The sequence below is a fragment of the Microbacterium sp. A93 genome (assembly GCF_051842835.1).
Genome location: NZ_JBPXMT010000003.1, coordinates 123,830 through 148,444 on the forward strand (window position 1 = coordinate 123,830; position 24,615 = coordinate 148,444).

Annotated in this window: 20 protein-coding genes; 9 read left to right on the top strand and 11 right to left on the bottom strand. The window is 70.5% G+C overall.

From position 1 onward, the window contains the following. Nucleotides 1-61: 61 nt before the first annotated feature. Complete coding sequence (locus tag ACSU1G_RS08670) at nt 62-3,040, top strand: DUF6519 domain-containing protein (protein ID WP_439279526.1); 2,979 nt, start codon at nt 62-64, stop codon at nt 3,038-3,040. On the opposite strand, the gene ACSU1G_RS08675 is transcribed toward ACSU1G_RS08670, so the two are convergent. From ACSU1G_RS08675 to ACSU1G_RS08710, 8 genes are all read right to left on the bottom strand, one after another. Further along, nucleotides 3,018-6,257, bottom strand: coding sequence for a phage tail protein (locus ACSU1G_RS08675; RefSeq protein ID WP_439279527.1), 3,240 nt, complete (start codon nt 6,255-6,257; stop codon nt 3,018-3,020). The genes ACSU1G_RS08670 and ACSU1G_RS08675 overlap by 23 nt on opposite strands. Continuing rightward, complete coding sequence (locus ACSU1G_RS08680) at nt 6,254-8,032, bottom strand: ATP-binding protein (protein ID WP_439279528.1); 1,779 nt, start codon at nt 8,030-8,032, stop codon at nt 6,254-6,256. Before ACSU1G_RS08680 ends, ACSU1G_RS08675 begins: the two co-directional genes overlap by 4 nt. Beyond that, nucleotides 8,032-9,342, bottom strand: a complete 1,311-nt coding sequence (locus ACSU1G_RS08685) for a DUF4255 domain-containing protein (protein WP_439279529.1) — start codon at nt 9,340-9,342, stop codon at nt 8,032-8,034. Before ACSU1G_RS08685 ends, ACSU1G_RS08680 begins: the two co-directional genes overlap by 1 nt. Continuing rightward, on the bottom strand, nt 9,339-10,499 hold the full coding sequence (locus tag ACSU1G_RS08690) for a hypothetical protein (protein ID WP_439279530.1): 1,161 nt from the start codon (nt 10,497-10,499) through the stop codon (nt 9,339-9,341). The genes ACSU1G_RS08685 and ACSU1G_RS08690 overlap by 4 nt, the downstream gene beginning before the upstream one ends. Then, entirely contained in the window at nt 10,496-11,146 is a 651-nt protein-coding gene (locus ACSU1G_RS08695) for a hypothetical protein (protein ID WP_439279531.1), read from the bottom strand. The genes ACSU1G_RS08690 and ACSU1G_RS08695 overlap by 4 nt, the downstream gene beginning before the upstream one ends. Before the next feature lie 13 nt (nt 11,147-11,159). Beyond that, the gene (locus ACSU1G_RS08700) at nt 11,160-11,681 is read right to left on the bottom strand and encodes a phage tail protein (protein WP_439279532.1); all 522 of its coding nucleotides are present in this window, start codon (nt 11,679-11,681) and stop codon (nt 11,160-11,162) included. Nucleotides 11,682-11,695: 14 nt separating this feature from the next. Next, complete coding sequence (locus ACSU1G_RS08705; RefSeq protein ID WP_439279533.1) at nt 11,696-13,270, bottom strand: phage tail sheath family protein; 1,575 nt, start codon at nt 13,268-13,270, stop codon at nt 11,696-11,698. A 61-nt stretch (nt 13,271-13,331) separates the two neighbouring features. Then, nucleotides 13,332-14,204: an AfsR/SARP family transcriptional regulator gene (locus tag ACSU1G_RS08710; RefSeq protein WP_439279534.1), complete on the bottom strand. Its 873-nt coding sequence runs from the start codon at nt 14,202-14,204 to the stop codon at nt 13,332-13,334. Between the two features lie 84 nt (nt 14,205-14,288). Between ACSU1G_RS08710 and mftF the strand changes: the two genes are divergently transcribed. After that, nucleotides 14,289-15,851, top strand: a complete 1,563-nt coding sequence (mftF, locus tag ACSU1G_RS08715) for a mycofactocin biosynthesis glycosyltransferase MftF (RefSeq protein WP_439279535.1) — start codon at nt 14,289-14,291, stop codon at nt 15,849-15,851. Nucleotides 15,852-15,897: 46 nt separating this feature from the next. Here the strand turns inward: mftF and ACSU1G_RS08720 are convergent, their stop codons facing one another. The 3 genes from ACSU1G_RS08720 to mftR form a co-directional block, all read right to left on the bottom strand. Continuing rightward, nucleotides 15,898-17,277: a M14 family zinc carboxypeptidase gene (locus ACSU1G_RS08720; RefSeq protein WP_439279536.1), complete on the bottom strand. Its 1,380-nt coding sequence runs from the start codon at nt 17,275-17,277 to the stop codon at nt 15,898-15,900. Nucleotides 17,278-17,441: 164 nt separating this feature from the next. After that, entirely contained in the window at nt 17,442-18,128 is a 687-nt protein-coding gene (gene mftE / locus ACSU1G_RS08725) for a mycofactocin biosynthesis peptidyl-dipeptidase MftE (protein ID WP_439279537.1), read from the bottom strand. Beyond that, entirely contained in the window at nt 18,128-18,793 is a 666-nt protein-coding gene (mftR, locus tag ACSU1G_RS08730; RefSeq protein WP_439279538.1) for a mycofactocin system transcriptional regulator, read from the bottom strand. Before mftR ends, mftE begins: the two co-directional genes overlap by 1 nt. Nucleotides 18,794-18,984: 191 nt before the next feature. On the opposite strand from mftR, the gene mftA reads away from it, so the two are divergent. The 7 genes from mftA to ACSU1G_RS08765 all read left to right on the top strand — a co-directional run bounded on the left by mftA (nt 18,985) and on the right by ACSU1G_RS08765 (nt 24,542). Next, nucleotides 18,985-19,080, top strand: coding sequence for a mycofactocin precursor MftA (gene mftA / locus ACSU1G_RS08735; protein WP_363355522.1), 96 nt, complete (start codon nt 18,985-18,987; stop codon nt 19,078-19,080). A 2-nt stretch (nt 19,081-19,082) separates the two neighbouring features. Further along, entirely contained in the window at nt 19,083-19,403 is a 321-nt protein-coding gene (gene mftB, locus ACSU1G_RS08740; protein WP_439279539.1) for a mycofactocin biosynthesis chaperone MftB, read from the top strand. Nucleotides 19,404-19,479: 76 nt separating this feature from the next. Continuing rightward, the gene (mftC, locus tag ACSU1G_RS08745) at nt 19,480-20,721 is read left to right on the top strand and encodes a mycofactocin radical SAM maturase (protein WP_439279540.1); all 1,242 of its coding nucleotides are present in this window, start codon (nt 19,480-19,482) and stop codon (nt 20,719-20,721) included. A gap of 57 nt (nt 20,722-20,778) precedes the next feature. Then, nucleotides 20,779-21,627, top strand: coding sequence for a mycofactocin-coupled SDR family oxidoreductase (locus ACSU1G_RS08750; RefSeq protein WP_439279541.1), 849 nt, complete (start codon nt 20,779-20,781; stop codon nt 21,625-21,627). A 60-nt stretch (nt 21,628-21,687) separates the two neighbouring features. Beyond that, entirely contained in the window at nt 21,688-22,530 is an 843-nt protein-coding gene (locus ACSU1G_RS08755) for a mycofactocin-coupled SDR family oxidoreductase (RefSeq protein WP_439279542.1), read from the top strand. Between the two features lie 47 nt (nt 22,531-22,577). Then, entirely contained in the window at nt 22,578-23,567 is a 990-nt protein-coding gene (locus tag ACSU1G_RS08760) for an AAA family ATPase (protein WP_439279543.1), read from the top strand. A 27-nt stretch (nt 23,568-23,594) separates the two neighbouring features. Continuing rightward, nucleotides 23,595-24,542: a vWA domain-containing protein gene (locus tag ACSU1G_RS08765; protein ID WP_439279544.1), complete on the top strand. Its 948-nt coding sequence runs from the start codon at nt 23,595-23,597 to the stop codon at nt 24,540-24,542. The last annotated feature ends 73 nt before the right edge of the window (nt 24,543-24,615 follow it).

A 24,615-nucleotide genomic window follows, 5' to 3' on the forward strand; every position in this document is an offset into this window, starting at 1 on the left:
CTGAACCGCACCGACCTGAACGGCACCGACCTGAACGGCACCGACCCCGAAAGGACCGACCATGCCCGCGGACTTCTCCCGAACCACGTTCAACCCCCGGAACGGCTACCGCGCGATGCTGCTGATGCAGGGGCGTGTGCTGCTGGACGCCGACCTCAACGAGCAGGGTGACCTGACGGCCCACCATGACGAGATCCGCAGCCGGGACACCGTCGGCCGGGTCGGCGGGCCGCTGCCGGAGGACCCGGCGGATCCCGGTCCCTTCGCCATCGTGGACGAGTCCGGCACGCCGCCCGTGGCCGGCGTGCATCCCACCGGCATCGGCTGGGAGCGGCTGCGGATCACCCCCGGGCGGTACTACGTGGACGGGGCGGCCGTGGAGTCCTTCCCGCCGGCCGAGATCGATTCCGAGGCGGCGGAAGAGCTCACCCGCCAACTCGAGACGGCGTGGCCGTTGCTGTTGCAGCCCTTCGGCTCCACGCCGGCCCCGCCGGGCACCGCCGGGTCCCGCGTGGTGCTCTATCTGGAGGTCACCGACCACCTCGTCACGGCGGATGAGGCCCCGAAGCTACTGGAGTCCGCGCTGGGAGGCCCGGACACGGCGGTCCGCCGTCAGACCGGATGGCAGGTGCGGTGGCGTGCCCTGGAGGGGGAACGGTGCCCGGACCTCGGGCCAGCGTTCTTCGACCGGGAGCCCCGGAGGATGATCGCCCGGGTCACCACCGAACCCGCCGCCGCGGATCCCTGCACCATCACGGCCTCAGGGGGGTACCGACGGCTGGAGAACCAGCTGTACCGCGTGCAGGTGCATGAGCAGGACGCCGTCGGCACCGGGGGTAGCTTTCTGTGGTCACGGGAGAACGGCTCGGTGGTGGCCCGCGCCCTGGACCTGACCGTCCTGCCGGTGGCCGGCACTGCCCGGCTGGCCCTGGACCGGGAGGGCCGGGACCCCGAACTGTCGATGGACATCAACGACCTGGTGGAGCTGACCGGGCCGGACCGGCAGCGCCAGCACCGCCCCGGATTCCTCGCCACCGTCATCGCGCGGGCCGGACTGGACCTGGAGGTCCGGTGGAGTGGCGCCGTCCCGGCCGACCTGCGCGAGGTGGGCGAGAGGCCGATCGTGCGCCGCTGGGAGGGCGGACCACTGCCGATGAGGACTGGCACCACGGACCTGGAGGACGGGATCGCCGTGCGCTTCCCGGCCGGGGGGGAGGCGCGCACGGGCGATCACTGGCAGATCCCCGCGCGTGCAGTCCAGCTGGCCTACGGTCTGACGTCCGCCGCCGGCACCATCGAGTGGCCGCCTCCCGGGACCGTGGGTGATGCCGCGCCTCCGTTGGGGCCGGTGACCCGCTGCGCTCCCTTGGGAATCCTGGCCGCCGCGGCCGACGGTTGGGTCCTCGAGCATGACTGCCGGAGCCTGTTCCCGCCGCTGACCTCAATGACCGCGGTCGACCTCATCGGCGGAGACGGCCAGGAGTCACTGCCGGAGACCTGGCTGGACGAGCCCGTGCTGGTGGCCGTGCGGCGTGGTGACATCCCCGTGGCAGGGGCCCGGCTGCAGGCAGCCGCCTCGGACAGCGGACGCCTGTCCACCGGGGAACCGGGAGCGGCCGGTGTGCCACCGGATGAGGGGCCGGCCGTCGTCGTGGTCACCGGCCCGGACGGGGTGGGCCGGGTGCGCTGGCGGCTGGACCCGGAGGGGCCGGTCACCCAGGTGCTGACCCTGCAGCGGATCGATGAGTACGACGTCGGCCGCGACGTGGCCGTGCGCGTCACCGCCCGCCGGTCGCTGGCCTCCCAGGTGGCCTTCAGCCGGGAGGACTGTGAGGTCTTCGCGGGCGTGGAGACCGTGGCCGAGGCGCTGAACGGGCTGGCCGGCCACCCCGAGTTGCGCCTGCACGGTGGGGACGGGCAACAGGTGGAGCCGGAGTCGCCGGTGCTGCCCCAACCCCTCCGGCTGATCGTGGACAGCAGCTGCGGGCCGGTGGAGGGGGATACCGTGGTGGCGAGAGCCACGGAGGGCGGGCATGTCCGGGCGGCCATCGTGGGTGAGGACCGACCGGAATCCCTCGATGCCGATCCCGCGACCGCCGAGGCCGTCAGTGGGACGGACGGCTCGGTCCTGTTCTGGTGGCAGCCGGCCAAGGCCGCCGGTGGCGGCGCGTCCGACACCCTGACGGTATCCCGGGCCCGGGACAAGACGCGGGTGCCGATCGTGGCCACCGCCCAGTACGAGCGCTTCGGTGGTGGGGGTGGCCCCGTGGCGGACGGCGCCCATCTGGAGGGCATCCGGCTCGGCGCACGCGGGGAATTCCCCAATGACGAGTCCTACTCTCCGGGGGAATTCATCGAGGGCGTGATCCTCACCCTGGATGAGGAGGTAGCCGAGGAGTTCGGCGGGGAGCCTCGGGGCAAGCCCGTGCTGAGGGTGGAGCTGGACCTGCCGTGGCCTTTCGAGGCCGAGCGCTCCCCCTGGGGGCCGGTGCCCGTCGGCACCCGGACGGTGGTCCTGGACGGAAGGGTGGCGGTCAACGGGAACGAGCTGTCCTGGACGCCGAGCCAGCAGACCTGGGAGTGGATGGCGGATGACGGGCCGCTGTGGTGGTTCGCCGACTCAGCCGAGGGTAAGGTCCTGGTCGATCGCGGCCTGCTGGGACGGGTGGTCCTGGAGGGCTGGGCCGTGCGCACCACCCGGAACCGTGCCGTGAACACGCACACCGAGATGGAGCTGGAGCCCGGCAGCGCCGGGATGCGGCTGGAACACCGGTTCCCGAGCGACGACCTGGTGGCCGGGGGGACCTTCACCCAGTGGTTCTACCTGCGGCCGGGGCAGCTCGAACGGCGGAGTGTCCCGGATCTGAGGGGCCTGTCCGTGGCCGAGGCCCGCAAACGGGCCAGTGACTCTGGGTTCCTCAACGTCACGGTGTCCTCTGGCGGCCTGTTCATCGGCCGGGTCACGGCCCAGCAGCCCGAGGCCGGTACTCGCGTGTCCCCTGGAACCCCACTGGAGATCAGGCTGGGCCTGCTGGGGTGACGTCCGGACCGTGAGCCGGCCGGAGCGTCTCCGCGAGCGCCCGGTCCAGCATCAGATCGGCATCATCGATCTCTTCCCGGGCTGCCTGGCGGATCCTGTCCCGCGTGGGGACCGGAGACGGTTCGTTCCGCAGCTGGCCGTGGGTGGACAGCCCAAGGAGCATCTGGTGCTCTCCTTGAACGCAGGCCACCGTCAGATCTGAATACCAGCCCTCTTCATTCCTCAGGACCGCGATCACCTCAGCGCGGAATACGGCATCGGCAGCCGGCGTATCCGCAGGACCTTGAGAATTTCCCTCCGCGACATAACGACGCGTCATGCTTTCCATCTGGTTCGCCGCGCGCGCACGACGTGCTCCTTCGGTCCTGGTCTTCGAATCGGCGGCCCCCTGATAGATCAGGATGGTCGTCAGACCCCGGTCAGACGAAGACAGGACGCTGCGGGACGCCACGCCTTCCACACCCAGCGCCTCCCAGAGCTTGCGCACCACCATGAAGGGCACCACGTGCTCTGATTCCATCGACCAGAGGGGAACCCCGACGTCCGTGAGACGTATCGGCTGAGACCCGTGGCGGACCAGGGATCCGAGGCCGGGGGCACTAGTACCGGGGCCCTCCCCGGTCCCATGCTCGGCAATCCACCGGCCGACGTCCTGGGCGGCCTGGTCTCTGGCCCTTCGGGAGGTAGCGGCGTTGTACCGGCTGACGAGAGTCTCCAGATCCGGGCGGTCCACCGTGTCCATCACCAGGACCGGTGAATGGAGCACGAGTCCACCGTCGGAGGCGTCGTTGCGCAGATGATGCGTTTCGCCGCCGATGGCTACGGGGATGTCGATCCGGTCCGCGGCATCTGGTGGAGGAGCCGCCGGTGGGCCGTCTGCTGCAGTGGCATCTTCCCCACCCCTGGCCAGCGCCCGTAGCGCGGCGGCCCCGATCCGCAGGGCCTGGGCGATCAGCCAGTCGATGGCCCGGGTGACCAGCGCTCGCAGCCGGCCGATGATCTCCACGATCTTCTCGGGCACGTTGCCCAGTCCCACCTGGTGGGCGAGGAAGCCGAGGGCCACCGGGATGGCGTTCGCCAGCCCCTGCTCGAGCATGGCCGCGCCGGGCTCGATCTCCCCGCGGGCGATGGCCGCGAGGGTGTCCACGTAGGTCTTGATGATCTGCAGCAGTTCGGTGATGTAGTCGATCACGGACTGCACGGCGCGGAAGAAGGCGACGGCGCTGTTGATCACGGCCATGACCCCGGTCGGGTCCAGCATCGAGAGCACCTTGGTGATGGCCGCCTGGATCAGGTTGGTCATCAACCAGTCCTGCGCGGCGGACAGGATCGTCTCCCACAACCCGGACAGCTGCTCGGCCACCAGGTCCCAGACCGCCACGAGCCCCCGTTCCTGCACATCCTGGAGGAAGGACCACGCCTGGCCCATGGTGTCCAGAGCACCGCGGATCCGGTCCACCCGTTCCTGACCGACGGCCGCCGCCAGCCTCTCCCACAGGAAGTCCTCGGTGAGACCCAGTACCTGCAGGACCGTCTCGAGGACTCCCGCCCCGCTCAACTCGGTGGGCGGTTCGATGCCCAGGCTCCGCAGACCACGGAAGAGCCAGCCGGCCAGGCCCGCGAACAGGTGGGTGAGGATGTGGTCGAAGAACCGCTGGAATCCGGACTTCAGGGCGTCGAGCAGGTGCATCAGGAAGCCCACCGGGTCACGCTTGATGTCCTCGACGGCGGCCACCACCCCGGCGATGATCCTGGCCAGCAGCTCGGAGGGGAAGTTCATCAGCCGCAGCACCAGCTCGATGACCACCTGGACCACCGTGGCCACGAAGGAGAGGATCCGTCCCAGCGGTTCGCCGAACTGCTCGATCACCCGGCTGATCGCCGCGACGGGATCCAGCAGGTCGGCCAGGGACATCTGGTCCCAGATCGCGCCGAACGTGCCGGTGATCAGCTCCCAGCTGATCTGAAGCCGCCCCATCTCGGACTCGATCCGGCCGGCGGCCTCGGCGATCACGCCGGTCTCGGCGAGCTGGCGGTAGGTCTCCCGGCCGCCGGGCAGCAGCTCGATGAAGCCGCCGATCAGTCCCTCGGCGGTCCGGGGCACCGCGGCCTGGGTGAAGGGGTTCCGCCCGAGGATCACGGTCAGGAGCCGGAACCCGGGGACCTGCCCGGCGTGGTCGCTGACCATCCCCAGCAGCGAGTCCTTGACGAAGACCAGCACCTGCCCGAACACCGTGGTGGCGAAGTCCGCGACCACACCGAACAGGGCCACCGCTCGGGACGCCAGGGCCGGCAGGGTCTCCAACAGCCGGGGCAGGTTCTGGGGCGAGATGGCGTCCCAGGCGTCGGCGAACAGCGCCGAGGCCTGGCCGGTCAACCCCTGGAAGCGCTCGAACTGGGTCTCCAGCCAGTCCGCGGTCTGCTGCAGGGTGCCCCGCTCGCGCATCTGCTCCACGGCCTCGCCCTGGCCGATCAGGGTGAGGAAGTCCGCCAGGATCTCCACGGTGGGCGCCTCGACCGGCTGCCCGGTGAGTGGGTCGGTGCCCAGGACCTTGGTGGCCAGGCTCCACACCGGCGCCACGGCCGGATCGGCCAGCAACGGTTCCACCAGGGGAACGACGGCGGCGCGCACGGCCTCCAGCAGCACGTCCACGATCTGGCGGATGGCCGCCCGCACATCGCTCAGGAAGGCCTCGACGTAACCGGCCAGGATGGCGAGGTTGGCGTCCAGGCCGCGGAGGACCTCCACCCGCTCCCAGGCGGCGCTGAGGTCGCGGCCGATGCGCGCGAAGCTCACCCGGTGGTCGGCGAAGGCCCGCTGCACGGCCTGGACCGCCTCACCGAGGACGTCGAGGACCCCCAACACGGGCCCGACGCCGGCCCCGAAGGGTCCGGCGGCACTGAGCAGGTTCTCGAGGGTCTCGCCCACGGTGCGGTTGACCGCCTGGCCGGTGAGCAGGTCCTGGCCCAGGGCTGCACTGGCGAGTGAGTACCCGGGCAGGCCGCGGGCTGCTGATCTGACCTGCTCCATCAGCCAGCTGTCCTCGGCGGCGGCCGCGGGGGCGGCGAGGGCCACCGATCCCGCCGACCACTGGGCGGTCGGGGCGGGGGACGGGGCGCGGGTCCGTTCGGCCGGCGCGGGGGCCGGCGGACGGGCGGCGGCTGGGGTCCGGACCGGCACGGGAGCGGCCGGTGTGTGCACGGCGACGGTGGTCATGACCCGCCCCGCATCCGGCCCGTCTTGGCCAGCTCCCAGTCCAGGGCCTTCAACACGTGCTCGGTGTCCACCGGCTGCTGTGCCTCGGCGGCCAGATAGGCCCCGGACAGGGCGGCGGCCATGATGGTGGCCCCCGTCGCATCGATCCGGGACAGCCGGGCGAGGTCCAGGTCGCCGCGGGGCATCTGGGCCGGGAAGGCGCGCTGCCACAGCGCCAGCCGGGCGCCGGCGTCGGGATGGGGGAAGACCACCACCGTGGTCAGGCGCCGCAGGAAGGCCGTGTCCAGCGCGGACCGGGCGTTGGAGGCCAGCACGGCCAGACCGGTGAAGGACTCCAGGCGCTGCAGCAGGTAGGACACCTCGATGTTGGCGTAGCGGTCGTGGCTGTCCTTCACCGCGGTGCGCTTGCCGAAGAGGGCGTCGGCCTCATCGAAGAACAGCACCGACCCCTCCTGCTCGGCGGCGTCGAAGAGCCGGGCCAGCGCCTTCTCCGTCTCGCCGATGTATTTGCTGACCACCTGACTCAAGTCGACCTGGACCAGCTCCCGCCCGAGCCCGCCCGCCAGGACCTCGGCGGCGAAGGTCTTGCCGGTGCCGCTCGCCCCGGAGAACAGGGCGCTGGTACCCAGCCCGCGCTGCCGCCGGGCGGCGAAGCCCCACCGGTCCAGCACCGTCCCGCGGTGGCCCACGGTCGCGGCCAGGGCGCGGAGCTGCTCGAGCGGTCCGGCCGGCAGGACCAGATCCTCCCACCCGGGATGATTCCCGACGCCGGCCCGCGCCCGGGTGCCCTCCTGGCGGTCTCGCTCGGCGTGGGTGGGTGGCGGCACGCGCAGGGTGGTGACGGTGCTGGCTGTCATGGCGGTGTGGGCGGTGTGGGCGGCGTTCGGTGCGGCGCCGTCTGAGTCCTCGGTGCCGATCAGCACCACGGCAGGCACGGCGGACAGCAGCCGCGCCCACCGGTCTGCCGCGGGCCCGGCCACACCCGTGAGGTCCACCTGGAAGGCGTGATCCCCGAGCCGGACCTCGCGGGCCATCAGGGTGGCCTGGCGGGCGGCGTCCTGAGGTCCGGTGGCCAGGTCCGTGCCGGAGACCTGCCAGAGACGGCGGCCGTGGTGGGCGGCAGCCCGTCCGGCCAGCGCCGCTGCTGACGGTGCACCGACGCCGGTGACCCGGACCGCGCCGGAGTCCCAGAGCAGGCCCAGTCGTTCCGCGGCGGTGGTCCAGGCGGCGGGCAGCTCCCGTGCCACCGGGGTCGGGACGGGCGCGGGCCAGCAGATGCTGCGGAGGCGGTCGTCGATCAGGTCCAGTCCGGCCACCTGGTGCAGGATCCGTTCATCCACCACGAGTCGGCTGGTCATCAGCTGGCCGGGATCCTCCGGGGCCAGCAGCAGCCAGTGTCGCAGTCCGGAGGTCGGTGCGGTCGCGGACCAGTGGGCCCCGGGCAGCAGGGCCAGCGCGGTGCCGAAGCACAGGTGGGGCATCCCGGTGTGCTCAGCCAGCTCGCGGGCCACGGTGCCCATCAGTGACGGCCCGCAGGCCAGCAGCAGCAGTGATCGTTCAAAGTCGCTGAGGCCGCAGGCGGCCTGCACCAGATCCAGGCCGGCGGTGCTCAGCTCCGCGTCTGCCGCCGCGTCTGCCGCAGTGTCTGCCGCAGTGTCTGCCGCAGTGTCTGCCGCAGTGTCAGCCGCGGCGCTGGGCCCGGGCGCCTCGGTGTCCGCAGTCCTCTCCCCGCGCACGTAGCCACGCAGGACCGCGAGCTCGCCCAGGAGGTCCATCAGAGCAGGTCGAGCCGTGGGCCGGAGTACGTGCCACCGCTGAACTCCGGGATGCTCATGATGCCGTCGGTCTCCAGCCGGACCAACCACCCGCCGTCCGGGATCAGCTCCCGATCCACCGTGACCTCCGCCCGGGGTGCGGCTCCGGGTGGCACCGGTTCCACGGCCAGGACGAGGGGCAGGCGGGGGTCGGACGCCCCGCCGCCGGGTTCGTCGCGCAGCGGGTCCAGGTGCACCACCGCGCGCTGGCCGGCCACCACCGGTGGGAACAGGGTGAAGGTGACCTGATCGGTGGTGATCCCGGCCACCGCCAGAGTCGGATGGACGGTGAGGGCCAGGGCGTTGGAGGCGCCCACCGTCCGTTCCGGTAGGCCACCCGGCCCACCCGGCCCACCCGGCCCGCCCGGCCCGCCCGGGTCGGGGGCCGGACGGAGCAGGAGCACGCGGACGGACTGGATGCCGGCCGGCACGTCCGGTGTCAGGACCGTCCGGAGTTCGGCGGGGGTGGACCCCGGGGACGGGGTCAGGCGCACCGGACCGATCTGGATGACGGTCGGCTCGGTGGGCCCCTGAAGCAGGGACCGTCCGCGCAGCACGAGTTCCACGCCGGTGGCCGGGGCCGTTCCGGGGCCGGCGGGGGAGACCGAGGCCAGGTGCGGCTGGGTGTCGGCCTGCACCGTGAGCACCCGCGTCCGGACCGGCTGGGGGCGCCGGGTGGGCACCTCGGCCTCCAGCAACACCACCGTGGCCCGGTAGGCGATCGAGAGCTGGAAGGTCGCCTCGTGGAACAGTCCCCACAACCGGGTGTGGTCCTCCAGGGACAGGGGGACGGGGGAGAGCTTGACCCGTTCGATCTGGTCGGAGAGGTCAGCCGAGGCCAGGAATGCCGTCTCCGGCTGGGTCTGGTGTGCCGTGCGGGCGGCCTCGATGACGTCCCGGGTCAGCACGGGCGTCGCGGCCAAGGCCACGAGCGCGCGGGCCAGCAGCCGCTGACCCTCCAGGCTGGACTCGTCGCCCGAGGCGGTGATCAGGTAATGCAGGTCCACGGCGGCGTTCGGGCGGCGCACCAGGGCGCCGGAGGCGTCCCGAGTGGACAGGTCCGTCAGGTTGCCGGCGTGGTTGGGGGTCACCTGATAGAGCAGCAGGTTCAGGCACGGCGTCCCCACCAGGTCACCGGTGGACAGCTGGTCCAGACGCAAGGTGTGCACCGTGGCCCCGCCGACCGGACCGGGGTGCGCCGATTCGAGGGCACGCTGGAGGAGATAACGGACAGTCGAGGTCACGGCCGCGATGGCCAGGGTGTTGCTCATCGTGAGGACCGTGCCCTGTGGTCCAGGAAGGTGCGCAGCCGGGAGGGCGCACTTTGGGCTCCGGCGGGGCCCGACGGCGGCACGGCACCGGGCGCTGGCCGTGCCGGTGCCGGCGGTGGTGCAGGGCGGGCCGGAGCTGTCGGCGGCGGGGTGATGACCTCCACGCGCCCGATGTGGACGTGCAGGGGACCGGGTCTGCGCTGACCGGTCTCGGTCGCCGTGGACGGGTCCTCCAGCGAGACCATGGACCCGGGCCCGGCGAGCCCCCGGCGCGTCAACTCCGCCCGGACGGCCGCGTCCAGGGCGTCCGGGTCGGGCGGGCGGGGGGTGCTCCTGCGGGTGGCGGGGTCCGTGGCGACGATGTCCACGGGGTGGTGCCCATGCTCCGCACTCCGCAGGCCCGGGCCCGAGGTCCGGAGGGCTGGTTCCGGCGGGGTTTCCGGTGTGGTCCCTGGCGTGGTGTCCCATGAGTCCTCTGCGGAGGGTGGGGACGACGGTGCGAGCGCCGGTGGCGCCGCGCGTGGGGTCCGGCGCGGGGTCGCCAGGGAATCAGGTGGTGCTGCTGGACCTTGGGTCACCCCGGCACGCGGAGGGCCAGGGGCGGCCTTGCTGGCGCTCGGTGGCAGGGCACGGGTGACCGGCGCCGGGGAGAACGGGGCCGGGGAGAGCTGGGCTGGGGGGACCTGGGCTGGAGGGACCCGGGACGGGGCGGCGTCGTCCCGGACGGGTTCCACCGCGGGCGCGACGGCCGACTCCGGCGCGTCTGGCAGCTCAGGCTCGTCAGAGCCGACAGCACTGAACGAGCCGGCAGCACCGAACGAGCCGGCAGCACCGAACGAGCCGACGGGGTGGCTCGGTGAGGACAACGCACCCGGTGGCGAGGAGGTGGACGGCGCTGCATCCGGGCGGCCCGGCCGTCCGCCGGCTCCGTGGGTCACCGGCCGGACTGCCTCCGGACCGCTACCGATTCCGTCCCGCTGGTCGTTCCCGGGCAGCGTCCCGTCGCCGTCGACGTTGGACTGCAATGAGGACAACCACGAGGACCGAGCGGTGCTCACCGGCCGCGGCTCGAAGCGGGACGCCGGGCGCAACCGCCACTGGGGAGCGTCTCCGCCGCCGCCGAAGGCGGCCAGCTGTTCGAAGATCTCCCCACTCATGGTCCGGCCCCCGCCAGCTGGAGGTAGGCCGTCCGGCGGTGGGCGGACAGGCCCAGGATCTCGGCCTCGGACCAGCCGAAGGCCGAAGCCAGGACGGCCACGTCCGCCAGCAGACGGGGCGCCTCGGTACTGATGCGCTCCCAGGACAGGGCGGCCACATCCAGGGTGGCGTCGAAGACCGCCTCGCAGTCCGGGCACACCACCGGCCCCTGGACCATAGTGCGCTCCGCCAGGTGTGCCAGGACCGTGCCCGGCTCGGTGTGGCCGGCGCACCAATGCCGCAGGGTGGCGGCCGCATCAGGGCGGCCATGGACCCGGGACAACTCACCCAAGGTCGGCAGGCGAGCCGTCTCAGGGTCTGTGGGGGCCGCCGTCGGGCCCGGTTGCGGGGACCGTGGGACCGTGGCCTGCGCCTGGAGCAGGCCACCGCACTGCGGACACCCGACCACCACCTCGACCGTCTCCCCGAAGGTCTCCGCCAAACCGGTACCCAACAGCGCAGCGGCCCGGCCGACGTCGTACTCCAAGGCCGTCCGGTGGTCCGGCGCTAGGCCGAGGGCCACCAGCAGTGCGGCCGTGCGTTCGGCCGGGATCAGGCCTTCCGCCGTTTCCCAGGCGGAGACCACATCGGACGCGGACCACGGCATCCCGGGACCTCACTCACGGTTCGGTGAAGGTCGGTTCGCTGGGCTCGGGGATGTCCACGTCCCGCTCCCAACCCTCGTTCTCCAACTTGATGGACTGGATGGCCACGGCATTGGCGTTGGCGTCGAGCTCCGGCAGGGCTTGGAACTCGGAGACCCAACAGCGGTACACCTTGTATCCCAGAACCACCTGACCGGCCTCGTTGAACATCTCCAGGATCAGGTCCTTGCGGAAATCCGCCAGGGACACCTCCACTCCCGGGCCGGCCTGGAAGTTCCAGACCTTGTTGGCCCACCGTTCGAACTCGAGGTCATGGGTGACTCCGCGTTCGAGGGTGAGCGCCTCGTACTCGGTGCGTCCGGGGGACTTCCGGGATGAGCTCGGATCCCCACCGGAGCGATGCGGGACCACCTCCGTGGTGCGCTTGAGGGGACTGACCTTGCTGATGCCGGCCACGTACTGCCCGTCCCACTTGAGCCGGAACTTGAAGTTCTTGTAGGGGTCGAATCGCTGGGCGTTCTGGGTGAACTCGGCCATGTCCAGTCCTTTCTCTAGGCGGCGGCCGCCGACTTCTGCTGGATGGTGATCAGCACGAACTCCGCGGGCTTGAGCGGGGCGAAGCCCACCTCGATATTCACGATGCCGCGATCGATGTCGTACTGGGTGGTGGTCTCGGCGCTGCACCGCACGAAGTAGGCGTCCTTGGGGCTGGCCCCTTGGAAGGCCCCCTTGCGGAACAGGTCCTGCATGAAGGAGCCGACGGAGAGCCGGATCTGCGACCACAGGGATTCGTCGTTCGGTTCGAAGACCACCCACTGGGTCGCCCTGAACAGCGACTCCTCCAGGAACAGGGCCAACCGCCGGACCGGGATGTACTTGTACTCATCCGCCAGTCGGTCTGCGCCCCGCAGCGTGCGGGTGCCCCAGAGCACGGTGCCGGCCCCCGGGAAGGTCTGGAGGGCGTTGATGCCCTCGGGATTGAGGACCGCGCTCTCCGCATTCGTCATCACCCGGGAGGTGCCCAGCACGCCGGTCAGTCCCGTCTCCGTACCGGCCGGAGCCTTCCACACCCCGCGGGTGGCATCCGTGCGGGCGTACATCCCGGCGATCGCCCCCGAGGGCACGAAGTCACCGACCGCGCCGTCACGCAGGGGATCGGCCTGCCGGATCCTCGGGACGTAGACGGCGGCATTGCGCCCGTTCACCCCGGAGAGCCCGGCCGTCGTGGTGGCCCACTGGGAGACGGCGTTCAGGGCGGTGTCTTTCGGCGCATCCACGATCAGGAAGGCCCGTCGTTCCACGGCATAGGCCATGGCGGGCGCCCAGACGCCAACGGGCAGGTCGCCGCCCGGAACCACCGGCGGCAGGACCAGCAGATTCACCAGGTCCACCGTGTCGAGGGCGCGCAGCCCCGTACGCGCTGGACCGCTGGGAACGTACTCCTCCTGTTCGGGGGCCACTCCGTCGTCCACTGTCGTGGTCACGATGTAGCGCAGGTCCGTCGCGGTCGGGGGATCAGGCCGGGTGGCGGGAAGGGGGGCCTTCACCCGGGCCAACCGGGAGGAGGCCAGGACCGTGTCCACCCGCCGCGGACCGTCGGCCACACTGACATTGACGTAGGTCTCGCGTGCCTCGACCTCAGGATTCTCGACGTCAGCGGCCACCCCCTCCTGCGCGAGCAGGAGCAGCTCCAGGGTGAAGAGTTGGTCGGGAGTCAAGCCCTGGGACTCCGCGATCTCCTGGAGGTCTTTGTCGGCGGGATCGGGATATGAGATGACCACCGCCAGCCGGTTGCCCCACGAACCCGGTCCGTTCGCCTGCAGGATCAGGTCGTCCGCCGAGACCTCGGCAGTATCGGTGGTGCGGGCCACCCGCACCACATAGGCCGGGCCGCCGCCGTTGAGGTAGAAGTCCCGTACCGCGTAACCCAGCCCGGACAGGCGCCAGATCGGACCGAAGGTCCGGATGAAGTCGGTGAGATTCGTGATCCGCACCGGCTCGTCGACGGGGCCGCGCAGTGCGCGTCCGATGAAGGCGGTCACCGAGGTGGCCACGCCCGTCACCGTCCGGTTGCCGGACGGCACCTCCGAGACGTAGACGCCGGGGTAGGTGGGGGTGATGGACATGGCGGCTCCTTTCCGCGCTGGACCGTGGACCCCAGCCTGACGGGTCCACGTCACGGAGTCGTCACCGTGGACGGGGTAGGTCCACCGCCTCGTGCAGGTCCGCACTGGGAGCCGCCCGCAGCTCCTCCCACAATATGGAGCGGAAGCGGGTGAACACCCGGCGGGCCTCCACCAGGTTCCCCTCCGCGAGGTGGGCCCCGATCAAGGCTCGCTGAGCCGATTCGCGGAGGGGCTCGGCCTCGACCGCCAGGACTCCGGCGTCGATCGCCCCGGCGAAATCCCCCCGGTCACACAGGGACCGGGCCACAGCGTCCAAGGCATGCAGCACCCGCTGGCGAAGCCGGTCCCGGTGAACCAGGACCCAGTCGTCGAACCACCCGGGCAGCAGGTGGAGTGCCGGATAGACCGGGACCGGTGGGCTGAGATCAGCGCTGGTCGGCGGGCCGGTCAGCACCCGGTCCGCCCACTCCGTCATGACTTCGGCATCCACCTGGACGGAGGGGGCCAACCGGATGGAGGCCTTGTTGACGGCGATCAGCTCCAGCCCGGTGCGTTGCAATCGCCACAGGCTCGTGCGCAGGCAGCCGGCTGCACGCTCATCGTCGGTGTCCGGCCACAACGATCCCGAGACGTAGCGGCGGTCGAGCGGGCGGCGGTCCAGGGCGAGGAAGGCCAGCAGGCGCTTGGATCCATCGGGCACATCCCGAGTACCGTCCGGGACCGTGACCCAGGGGCCACCCAACAGGTGGACGGAGAGGTGCCGTTCCGACGGTGGTCGCGCGGAGTCTGGCAGAAGGTCCTGAGGGCGTGCGGCGGGGAGGGGCAGACCGGCCCGAGCGGGGGAGGCGGGGGCCGGTGAGACGGTGGCTGGCGCAGCGGGTGCGAGGGGGTAGGCGGCGGAGGAGGAGGACCAGACAGCCGGACGAGTCTCCATGATCGATGATAGGCCGGGGCCCACCGTACGGGCCATGCGCGGTCGGCAGAGCGCGGCTCGGAGGGTGGCTACGATGAACGCATCATGATCTCAACCCCGATCCTGCGGACGCAGGGTTCCTACACCCGCCGGTCCGGTGAACTGCTGTTCGGTGGCTCCCCGTGGGGGTTGGCACGGCTCTCGGCCCCGGCCCGGCCCTGGGCACACCGCGTTCTGCGGGCCGGGGCGAGAGCGGTGGCCCCCGGCACCGACGTCGAGCGGGCCACCGCCCGGCTGCTGGTGGACCGGGGACTGGCGCTGCCGGTGTTGCCGGCCCGCGCCCCGCGCCCGGAGGAGATCGAGGTGGTGGTGCCCGTCTACGGGTCCGCCGAGCCGCTGGCCCGGCTGCTGGCGGCCCTGGGCGCCGCGGATCCGGACGGAGAGGTCGGTGGAGGTTCCCGCGTGCCCCGCGTCACCGTGGTGGATGACGGCTCCGCCGAGACCGACGCGCGTGAGATCGCCCGTGTCTGCGCCGAGCACGGTGTGCGGTTGGTGGTGCTGCCTCAGAACCTCGGGCCGGGTGGCGCGCGCAACGCCGGGCTGGCCGCGACCACCGCAGGGCTGGTGGCCTTCCTGGACGCCGACACCCTGCCGAGCCGTGGATGGTTGGAGCACCTGGTGCCGCATTTCGACGACCCCGCGGTGGCCGCCGCAGCCCCCCGGGTGCGCGGCGCGGTCACCGGCCCGGGAACCGGGAGCCTGCTGGAACGCTTCGAGATGCTGCGGGGCGGGCTCGACCTCGGACCCCATGCCCGCCGCGTGGCCCCCGGCGGGCAGGTCGGCTACGTCCCCACCGCGGCCCTGGTGGTCCGCCGTGTCGCCCTGCCGGATCCAGCGTTCGAGCCCGGGCTGCGGGTCGGCGAGGACGTGGACCTGGTCTGGCGGCTGGTGGAGGCCGGCTGGTCGATCCGGTACCTGCCGGCGGCGGAGGTCCACCACGAGGTCCGCTCGGGGGTGCCCGCCTGGGCTCGCCGGCATGCCGCCTATGGTTCCTCGGCCGTGCCCCTGGAACGGCGGCACCCCGGGCGCCTGGCGCCGGCGACGCTGGGCTGGCCCGGCCTCACCCTCCTCCTCGGCGCGGTGGTGGCGGCTGGGGGTGGAGCGAGAGGCAGTTCAGGGGCCCGGGCCGTGGGCGCCGGGATGGCAGCTGTCGGGATCGCCGTGCAGATCGGTGCATCGGTGCGCCGCCTCCGGGGCCGAGGACTGCCGGTGTCCGCCGGCGTGGAGATCGCGGTGCTGGGCCTGCGCTCCGAGGCCACCGCCATCGGCCATGCGCTGCGCCGGGAATGGTGGCCCATCGGTGCCGCGGCCCTGCTCCTGACCACCGCGTCGGTGCCGCGGGTGCGCGCGGTGGCGCGCGCCGTCGTCGTGCTCGGCATGCTGCCCACGGTGCCGGACACCGCGCACGCTGCCCGGCACCACTGGCAGTTTTTGAGGGGTCCCACCCCCCGGATGCACGACGCCGGCGCCCCCCTGGACCCGGTCCGTCACCTCGTGCTGCGGCTCGGCGCGGACGCGGCGTACGGGACCGGTGTGATCGGTGCCGCGGTGCGCTCCGGATGCCTCAGCGTCTTGCGACCTCGGTTCCGCGGGCGGGTCCGGGGATAGGCCCCGAGCCCGCCCGCGGTGTCTGCTGCCGTCGGTCAGCCGGCGGTCAGCAGTCGTCCAGCGGCGTCGCCTCCGTCAGGCCGTATTCGGAGCGGGCGTCCAGCAACAGCGGGATCAACGTCTTGCTCGGCTGGGCCATGGACACGAAGGCCCCGTTGGCATTCTCCGTCCAGGCGACGTCCTGCAGTTCCAGCGTCGCGCCCACCGCCTGCACCTGGGCCTCCGTCAGTTGGTAGCCGCACATGGGGTCCGGCTCGGCCCCCTCGGACGTGGTCGGGACCATGTTGTCCTGGCCGCCGAAATACACCACACCGGACTGGGCGGCGCCGGCCTCGGTGGCCCGCTCGGCCGCTGCCTCAGACTGACGCGCCAGACGGTTGCGGTTCTCCGAGACCATGGCCAGCGAACCGACGGCACTGGAGTACTGCACCGAGACCCGGCGGCGGTTGGTCAGCAACGGATCGTTCTCCTCCTCCGCGGTGACCGGTCCGGAGGCCGCCTCGGTCAATTGACCCGTGATGTGCTTGAGTCCGGCATAGTTGCGCAGGATCCGGGCCTGCCCGTCACCGGCCACCTGCTGGAACGGCACACCGTCCTTGACCAGCAACCCGTAGATCCCGCTGGTCATGCCCTGGGACTCGATCTGCGGCTCCGTGTAGTCGTTGACCATCCGCTGGGACAGCCGGTGGATGGTCTCGTCCACGTTCCTGTTCCGGGGCCACAGCACCAACGCCGCGGTGTCGTAGTACTCCCGCGGACCGTATTCGTGCAGGTCGTTGAGGACATCGGGTTTCCAGTCGCGGAACACCTTCGCCAGGGCCTGTGCCTCGGGGGTCTCGAGGGCCAGGAAGTCCCGGTTGATGTCCGTACCCTCGGCATTGCCGCGGGTATCCGCCACCCAGCCGTCAGGATTCGTGTAGAGGAATCCCACCGTGGTCTTCTGCAGGAGCCGGTTCCACGCCGGGTCGGTGGTGGTGCTCATGTCCCGCGCCAGTTGGAGGCAGCCCTCACGACCCGAGGGCTCGTCGCCGTGGATGGAGCAGTTGAAGAGGACCATGGAGCCCTCGGCAATGTCCTCCGGAGACTGCTGTGCCGGGGAGCCGATGGTCATCAGGTTGATGGGCCGGCCCTCGCCGGAGGCACCCACCTCGTGAACGGCGACGCGGTCACTGGAGGCCTCCAGGTCCTGCAGGAATGACTGCGCCTGCTCGACCGTGGTCCAGTTCGCCCCGTTGCTGGCCTCGAAGGGTGTCTGCAGGCCTTGTACCGGCGCCGCCGCCAGAGATTTCTCCAGGGTCTGTGAATCGACGGCTACCGTGTTCTCCGCCTTGTTGTCTGCCGTGGCCGCCGTTGGACCGGCCACGAACGCGGTGCCGACCATCGCCAGCGCGCACGCCATTGATCCGAGTGTTCTGCGCTTTCCCATGGGTGTTCCCCTCCACATAGATGAGGCGGCACCACCGGGACCCGTCATCCTGGGGCGCCGCCTTTGGACGGTGCCCAGTAGATGTGAGGTAGGCCACACGGGTCAAGGGTTGGTCAACGGTTTCGGGGGAGGCAGTCGAAGGTGGGAGAGGGGTGCTGCGGGTGTCAGTCCGCGACCCCGTCGAAGGCCGTCAGGGCCTTCTGGACCAGTGCCGCGAAGAGCTCGGCACCTTCTGCCGCGGTGGCGCCCGTCGGGTCTCCCAACACGCCGTTCGGGCTCACGCCCCGGACACCGTGGGCGCGCATCTGGGGGAGTAGATCCCGGAGAGGACTGGTGTTCCCGGGTGCGGCCCGTTGAAGCCGGACGCGAGTCGGGGCCAGATGCAACATCAGTGAGGTCTCGGTCCGTCCGGCGTGGGCGTCCATGCCGGGCAGGCCGAGCGGGTGGGGGAGTAGGGTGCGTCCTTCCGCCGCGCACAGGGCCGCCGCGGATCGGAGCGCCTCCAGGTTGCCTCCGTGCCCGTTGATCACCATGACCGCCGCGAAGGTCGGGGTGGAGCTGCGGACCAGTTCCACGAGGACGTCATGCATCGCCGCGGCCCCGATCGAGAGGGTGCCGGGGAAACCCGCATGCTCACCGCTCGCGCCGAGGGGCAGGGTCGGGGCGAGGGCCGCGCGGTCCCGGACCGCGGCCACCTCCGTGGCGACGGCTGCGGCGATGAAGGCATCGGTGTCTAGTGGTAGGTGGGGACCGTGTTGCTCGAGGGCGCCGACCGGGACCACGAGGAGGGGGGCCTTGCCGCCGAAGGTCTCCGGGCGGACCTCCGGCCAGGTGGTGTCCGCGAGTCGCATCAGGATTCACCCACCGGCAGGGTCATCTGGTGCGCGAGTACTGCGGCAGCCCCGTGTTCGAGGGCATCGAGGTCGAGGATCGCTGCGAAGGCCGTGTCGATGAGCGTCGGCAGGTCCGACGTGGTCGCTGGAATCCACTCCCGGTAGGCCGCCACGGCGGCTGACAGGGCGATCTCCCCGACCAGCTCGGGGAGAAACGCCGAAGGCGGCATGTCGAGTCGTCGGGAGGCGAACTCCGCGACCGCCTCACGCCACTGCTGGAACTTGAGCAGAGACCGGGCAATCAGCTCCGGCTCGGTCAGGATGAGTCCCAGGCGGGCGCGGTGCTGGTCCACCGACTCCGGGGAGACCCGGTTGAAGTCCACCACGGCGCGGCGCAACGCGGCCATCAGCGGCACGTGGTCGGGAACGGCGGTCAGGGTGGCGCGCAACCGGTCGACCTCTTGGGCGAAATCGCCCCAGGGCAGATCCGACTTGGTGGCGAAGTAGCGGAAGAAGGTCCGGCGGGAGACTCCCGCGGCGTCCGCGATCTGCTGCACCGAGACGTTCTCGTAGCCCATGCGGCGGAACAGGTCCATGCCAATGGCCTCCAGCTCATCATGGGTGGTGGCGCGCGGGCGGCCCATCGGCCGATCCGGCGCGGGCACGTCATTCAACCCGGCCATGACCCTCCTGTCATTGTGGTTTCCACCCGGCGGAAGCGCTGTTGAGGCATGGTTCGCAACAGACGGTGATCTTCTCAGATTCTCCACCTGATCAGGGCGAATCCATTGCATTGGCACTGGGTGTCATTTATGCTCCTTGCGTGTGAGTGATCCACCTCACAGTCTCCACCACCAGTTTCCCGGGAGGAACCATGGACCAGTCCACTGCCCATTCCAACTCAGCCGAGGTCACGGCCGACGACCTGGTCGAGGACGTCTCGATCGACGGCATGTGCGGGGTCTACTGACCGTGACGACCACCACGTCCGCAGCCGCTGTCCTGGGATCGGGGCCCGTCCTCGATCCCGGGGCGGCCTGGCTCCTGAATCCCCGCGTCGCGGTGCGGCCCGAGCCTTTCGGTGCGTTGCTCTATCACTTCGGTACCCGGCGTCTGAGCTTCCTGAAGGACACCCGCCTCGTGGAACTGGTCACCGCACTGGCGGACTTCCCGAGCGTGGACGCCACCTTCACGGCTCTGGGCATCGAGGACGGGGCCCGTCCCGGCTATGTGTCCGCCCTGCAGCGGCTGGCCGAGACGGACATGCTGCTGCCGGCCTCCGAGCGTGCCTGATCGCCCACCGATTCTCCGCCTGATCCACTGCTGACTGATCCACCGCCGACCCTGACTGCCACCCCTGGAGTGACCCGTGACCCTCGCACCCGAGCGCCGACCAAGCCTCATCGACCACTTCGAGCGTGGACTCGATTCCCCGATCTGCCTGACCTGGGAGCTGACCTACGCCTGCAACCTGAGCTGTTCACACTGTCTCTCGGCCTCCGGGCGCCGTGACCCGAACGAGCTGTCCACCGAGCAGTGCAAGGAGATCATCGACGAACTGCAGCGGATGCAGGTCTTCTACGTGAACATCGGCGGCGGTGAACCGACCGTCCGGTCCGACTTCTGGGAGATCGTCGAGTATGCCACCAGCCATGACGTGGGCGTGAAGTTCTCCACCAACGGCGTGCGCATCGATGCCGCTGCGGCCCAGCGGATCGCGGACAACGGGTATATCGACGTGCAGATCTCCCTGGACGGGGCCACCGCGGAGGTCAATGACGCCCTGCGGGGCAAGGGATCCTTCGACCTGGCCGTGCGCGCCATGGAGAACCTGCGTGATGCCGGGGTGGAGGGCTTCAAGATCTCCGTGGTCATGACCCGGCACAACATCCCCCAGCTGGATGAGTTCAAGGCCCTGGCGGACCAGTACGGCGCCACGCTGCGTATCACCCGCCTGCGCCCCTCCGGCCGGGCCGTGGACGTGTGGGATGACATCCACCCGCGTCCCGAGCAGCAGCGGGAGCTGTACGACTGGCTGGTGGCCCACGGCGAGGGGGTACTGACCGGGGACTCGTTCTTCCACCTCTCCGCCTACGGGGAGTCCCTCCCGGGGCTGAACCTGTGCGGGGCCGGCCGTGTGGTCTGCCTGATCGACCCGGTGGGGGACGTCTATGCCTGCCCCTTCGCGATCCACGACGAGTTCAAGGCCGGGAACACGGTCACGGACGGCGGCTTCGCCAGCGTCTGGCGGGGAGCCGAGCTGTTCACGGAACTGCGTGAGCCGCAGACCGGCGGGGCGTGCTCCGGGTGCGAGTTCCTGGACAGCTGCCGTGGTGGGTGCATGGCGGCGAAGTTCTTCACCGGCCTGCCCCTGGATGGCCCGGACCCGGAGTGTGTGCGCGGCTTGGGCGAGGAACTGCTCCAGGAGCGGGAGGAAGACCACGCCAAGCCCCGCCCCAGCGTCGACCGCTCGCACCGGACCTCGCCACCCCGGCCCCGGGCCAAGTCCCGCCCCGTGGCGGTGAGCATCGGCATGGGAGTCCCCGCCCGGCCGCCCGTCAGCGCCTGTGAGATCGATCCCCTGGCCGGGTTCGTCCCGCCGGCGTCCTAGACCACCGATAGACCACCAATAGACCCAAGGTCCACCGACTGAAGGAGTCAAAACATCATGGGTGCACGTCTCGAAGGCAAAGTCGCGTTCATCTCCGGCGGCGCACGCGGGCAAGGCAGAAGCCACGCGGTGCGGTTGGCGGAGGAGGGCGCGGACATCATCACGTTCGACATCTGCTCTGATGTCGAGCACGTCCCCTACGCAGGGCCCACCCCGGAGGACCTCGCGGAAACGGTCCGCCAGGTCGAGGCCCTGGACCGAAGGATCATCGCGAAGCAAGCCGATGTCCGGGACTATGACGCCCTGAAGGCCTTGGCTGATGAGGGTATGGCGGAGTTCGGCCGCATCGACATCGTCTCGGCCAATGCGGGCATCTCGGGGGAGATGGCCGAGGCCGACGTCCTGTCCGAGGACGGCTGGCAGTCGATGATCGACATCAACCTCACCGGCGTCTGGCATACGGCCAAGGCAGCCATCCCACATCTCAAAGCCGGAGGCAACGGCGGCTCGATCGTCATCACCAGTTCACTGGCGGGGCTCAAGGGCATGGCGAACATCGCCCACTACGTCTCGGCCAAGCACGGTCTGGTCGGGCTGATGCGGACCCTGGCCATCGAGTTGGCGCCCCACAACATCCGGGTCAACTCCATCCACCCGACCCAGGTGGACACGCCCATGATCATGAACGAGGCCACCAAGAAGCTCTTCCGCCCCGACCTGGAGAATCCCACGGACGAGGAATTCGCCGCGACCTCCCAGGCCATGAACTCCCTGCCGATCCCGTGGATCGAGGCGGTGGACATCTCCAATGCGGTGCTCTTCCTCTCCTCGGAGGAGGGCCGCTACGTCACCGGTGTCCCATTGCCCGTCGACGCCGGCGCCGGCCTCAAATCCGTCATCTTCTGACCGCTACTACTCCCGAGTACTTCCCCCGAGCAGCACCCCATCAGACTGAGGAGTCACATCATGGCAGGACGTATGGAAGGCAAGGTCGTCTTCATCACCGGCGCCGCCCGCGGTCAGGGCCGGAGCCACGCACTCCGGCTGGCCGAGGAGGGCGCGGACATCATCGCCGTCGATCTCTGTGCACCCGTGGAGAGTCTTGAGGGCTTCTACGACCTGCCGGGGGAGGAGGAGCTCCAGGAGACCGCGAGACTCGTGGAGGCCTTGGAACGCCGCATCATCACGCGGGTGGCGGATGTTCGCGATCTCGACGCCTTGAAGGCTGCGGTCAATGACGGGGTGGCCGAGCTCGGTGCCGTCAACGCCATCGTGGCCAACGCGGGGATCTTCACCTTCGGACCGGACACGCACGAGGTCAGTGAGTCGTCGTGGAAGGACATCCAGGACATCAATCTCACGGGGGTCTGGCACACCTACGCGGCGGCAGCTGAGCACCTGATCAAGGCGGGCGCGGGAGGGTCCGTCATCATCATCTCCTCGCTCGCGGGCTTCAAGGGCCTGGCGAATGTTGCCGCGTACACGACCGCGAAGCACGGGATCGTCGGGTTGATGAAGGTCCTGGCGAATGAACTGGGGCCGCACGGGATCCGGGTCAACACCATCCACCCGAACTCGATCGACACACCGATGGTCAAGAACAAGAGGACGTACGGGCTCTTCCGGCCGGATCTGGACGAACCGACGGCCTCCGATGCAGAGGCCGCCTTCGCCGGGCTGAACCCCTTCGGCAAGGCGTGGATCGAGCCCATTCACGTGTCCAACGCCGTGCTCTGGTTGGCCTCCGATGAGTCGTACTACGTCTCAGGCGGTCAGATTCCGGTCGATGGAGGCGCAGCAGTCCAGTAGGACGGGCCACGACGACGGCAACCAGGGGAAGATCAACGAGGGGAAGAATGGGCATCCAGAGCACCGGCCTACGGGACACGAGCCACGTGTCTCGCGTGCGCGCCAGCGTCGGCGACCGCGTCGTCGGCCGGGAGCGGGAGCTCGACCTGGTCCTCGCCGCGGTGGCGGCCGGGCGGGACATCCTGCTGGAAGGACCGCCCGGCACCTCGAAGTCCACGATCCTGCGGGCCATCGCGGAGGAATGGGGCATCCCGTTCGTCCTCGTGGAGGGCAACGCGGACCTGACGCCGTCCAAATTGCTCGGCGGACATGACCCTGCGCGGGTGCTGAGGGAGGGCTACCGGGACGAGAACTTTGTGGACGGGCCTCTCGTGCGGGCCATGCGCGAGGGGGGCTTCCTGTATATCGAGGAGTTCAACCGTGCCCCGGACGACACCCTGAACACCCTGCTGACCGCGATGGCCGAGCGTGAGGTCACCATTCCGCGGATCGGCACCTTCCCGGCCCAGTCGACCTTCCGGATCATCGGTTCCATGAACCCCTACGACCATGTCGGGACCACCCGGCTGTCCACCTCCGTCCATGATCGGTTCAACCGACTGGTCCTGGGATATCAGGATGCGCAGGCCGAACGGCAGATCGTGGCGCTGCGCACCGATGGGGGGCCCGACGGCGGCGCTGACGTCTCGGTGGACCTCACCGACGCTCTGGTCACGGATGCGGTGGCCCTGACCCGGGCCACCCGCGAGCGCGAGGACACCCGTCAGGGCAGCTCGGTGCGCGGCGCGATCGACCTGGTCCTGGTGGCCGGCCAACTGCTGGCGCTGCACGGTATCGACTCCCCGGGTGAGGGGCGGGTGACGGCGGAGGAGGACAACCGACGCCGCTACGCCGAGGCCGTCCTCGATGCTGCACTGGTGGCCCTCTCCGGGCGCATCCATGTGGACGAGTCCGCCGGGACCACGCCGGAGCGCGTGCTGCGGGAAATCTGGGAGGATCACTTCATCCTGCACCCGGCGGCGGCGGAGCCGGGTTGAAGGCAGATCGAGGCCGACGCTCCCATCGTGCGGCGGACGCAGAAGGCGAGCGGCCGTCGTCGTCGGCCCAAGGTCCTGGACGAGGAGCCGACCGTGTTCCAGCCGGCGACCGGCGAGGGTGGCAGCCAGGTGCTGATGGCCACCGGGGCCGGACGCGACCGTGGTGGAATCCGAGCCCGGGGGACCGCAGCACCGGGGGAGACGGGCGAGGACAGCCACGTCATCGACCTGGCGGACCTGGAGGAAGACGCCGACCTCGAGGTCTTGGAGCGGGCCCGGGAGATCGCCTCCGCCCTGTCGATCCCACAGCCGCCGCGGCAGACACGGCCGCGGCGGAGATTGGGCGAGTTGGAGCGGCTGCCCTTTGCGGGCAGTGCCGAGGACATCGACGTCGAGGCCACGGTGGAGAACCTGGTGGCCCAGCCGGTGCCGGATGCCTCGGACATCGTGGTGCGCGAGCGTGTCCGGCAGCGCCGGGCCATGGTGCTGGCGCTCGATGTCTCGGGGTCTATGCGGGGCGAGAGGATCAGGTCGGCTGCCGCCGCGGTGGGTGCCCTCGCGGGAGAGTTCGCCCGGGACGATCTGGCCGTGATCGCCTTCTGGTCAGACGCGGCGATCCTGGCCCCGATGGGACGTGCAGGGACTCCGGCCGAGATCCTCGACCTGCTGGTTCGCATCCCGGCGCGCGGACTGACGAACGTGGAGCATCCCCTGCGGCTGGCCCGCGACGAACTGGCCACGGTCCCTCAGGCCGAGGGCCGGGTGCTGCTGCTGTCCGACTGCGTCCACAACGCCGGCCCCGATCCCCGCACCGTGGCCGCGACGCTGCCCCGGCTGGATGTCCTCCTGGACACCTCGGGGGAGAAGGACCTGGAGATGGCCCGTGACCTGACCCGGTGGGGCCGGGGCCGGATGGAGACGGTGCACACGTTCCGGGACCTGCCCCGTGCCCTGACCCGGATGCTGAGTCCGTGACGACCAGTACAGGCCAGTACAGACCAATTCAGATCAATTCAGACCAAGAAGACTGACAGAAAGGTTGGCATCA

Bases quoted from the DNA above. Each gene is read 5' to 3' on its own strand.
- ACSU1G_RS08670 (WP_439279526.1), top strand. From the start codon at position 62: ATGCCCGCGGACTTCTCCCGAACCACGTTCAACCCCCGGAACGGCTAC.
- ACSU1G_RS08675 (WP_439279527.1), bottom strand. From the start codon at position 6,257: ATGACCACCGTCGCCGTGCACACACCGGCCGCTCCCGTGCCGGTCCGG.
- ACSU1G_RS08680 (WP_439279528.1), bottom strand. From the start codon at position 8,032: ATGGACCTCCTGGGCGAGCTCGCGGTCCTGCGTGGCTACGTGCGCGGG.
- ACSU1G_RS08685 (WP_439279529.1), bottom strand. From the start codon at position 9,342: ATGAGCAACACCCTGGCCATCGCGGCCGTGACCTCGACTGTCCGTTAT.
- ACSU1G_RS08690 (WP_439279530.1), bottom strand. From the start codon at position 10,499: ATGAGTGGGGAGATCTTCGAACAGCTGGCCGCCTTCGGCGGCGGCGGA.
- ACSU1G_RS08695 (WP_439279531.1), bottom strand. From the start codon at position 11,146: ATGCCGTGGTCCGCGTCCGATGTGGTCTCCGCCTGGGAAACGGCGGAA.
- ACSU1G_RS08700 (WP_439279532.1), bottom strand. From the start codon at position 11,681: ATGGCCGAGTTCACCCAGAACGCCCAGCGATTCGACCCCTACAAGAAC.
- ACSU1G_RS08705 (WP_439279533.1), bottom strand. From the start codon at position 13,270: ATGTCCATCACCCCCACCTACCCCGGCGTCTACGTCTCGGAGGTGCCG.
- ACSU1G_RS08710 (WP_439279534.1), bottom strand. From the start codon at position 14,204: ATGGAGACTCGTCCGGCTGTCTGGTCCTCCTCCTCCGCCGCCTACCCC.
- mftF (WP_439279535.1), top strand. From the start codon at position 14,289: ATGATCTCAACCCCGATCCTGCGGACGCAGGGTTCCTACACCCGCCGG.
- ACSU1G_RS08720 (WP_439279536.1), bottom strand. From the start codon at position 17,277: ATGGGAAAGCGCAGAACACTCGGATCAATGGCGTGCGCGCTGGCGATG.
- mftE (WP_439279537.1), bottom strand. From the start codon at position 18,128: ATGCGACTCGCGGACACCACCTGGCCGGAGGTCCGCCCGGAGACCTTC.
- mftR (WP_439279538.1), bottom strand. From the start codon at position 18,793: ATGGCCGGGTTGAATGACGTGCCCGCGCCGGATCGGCCGATGGGCCGC.
- mftA (WP_363355522.1), top strand. From the start codon at position 18,985: ATGGACCAGTCCACTGCCCATTCCAACTCAGCCGAGGTCACGGCCGAC.
- ACSU1G_RS08750 (WP_439279541.1), top strand. From the start codon at position 20,779: ATGGGTGCACGTCTCGAAGGCAAAGTCGCGTTCATCTCCGGCGGCGCA.
- ACSU1G_RS08755 (WP_439279542.1), top strand. From the start codon at position 21,688: ATGGCAGGACGTATGGAAGGCAAGGTCGTCTTCATCACCGGCGCCGCC.
- ACSU1G_RS08760 (WP_439279543.1), top strand. From the start codon at position 22,578: ATGGGCATCCAGAGCACCGGCCTACGGGACACGAGCCACGTGTCTCGC.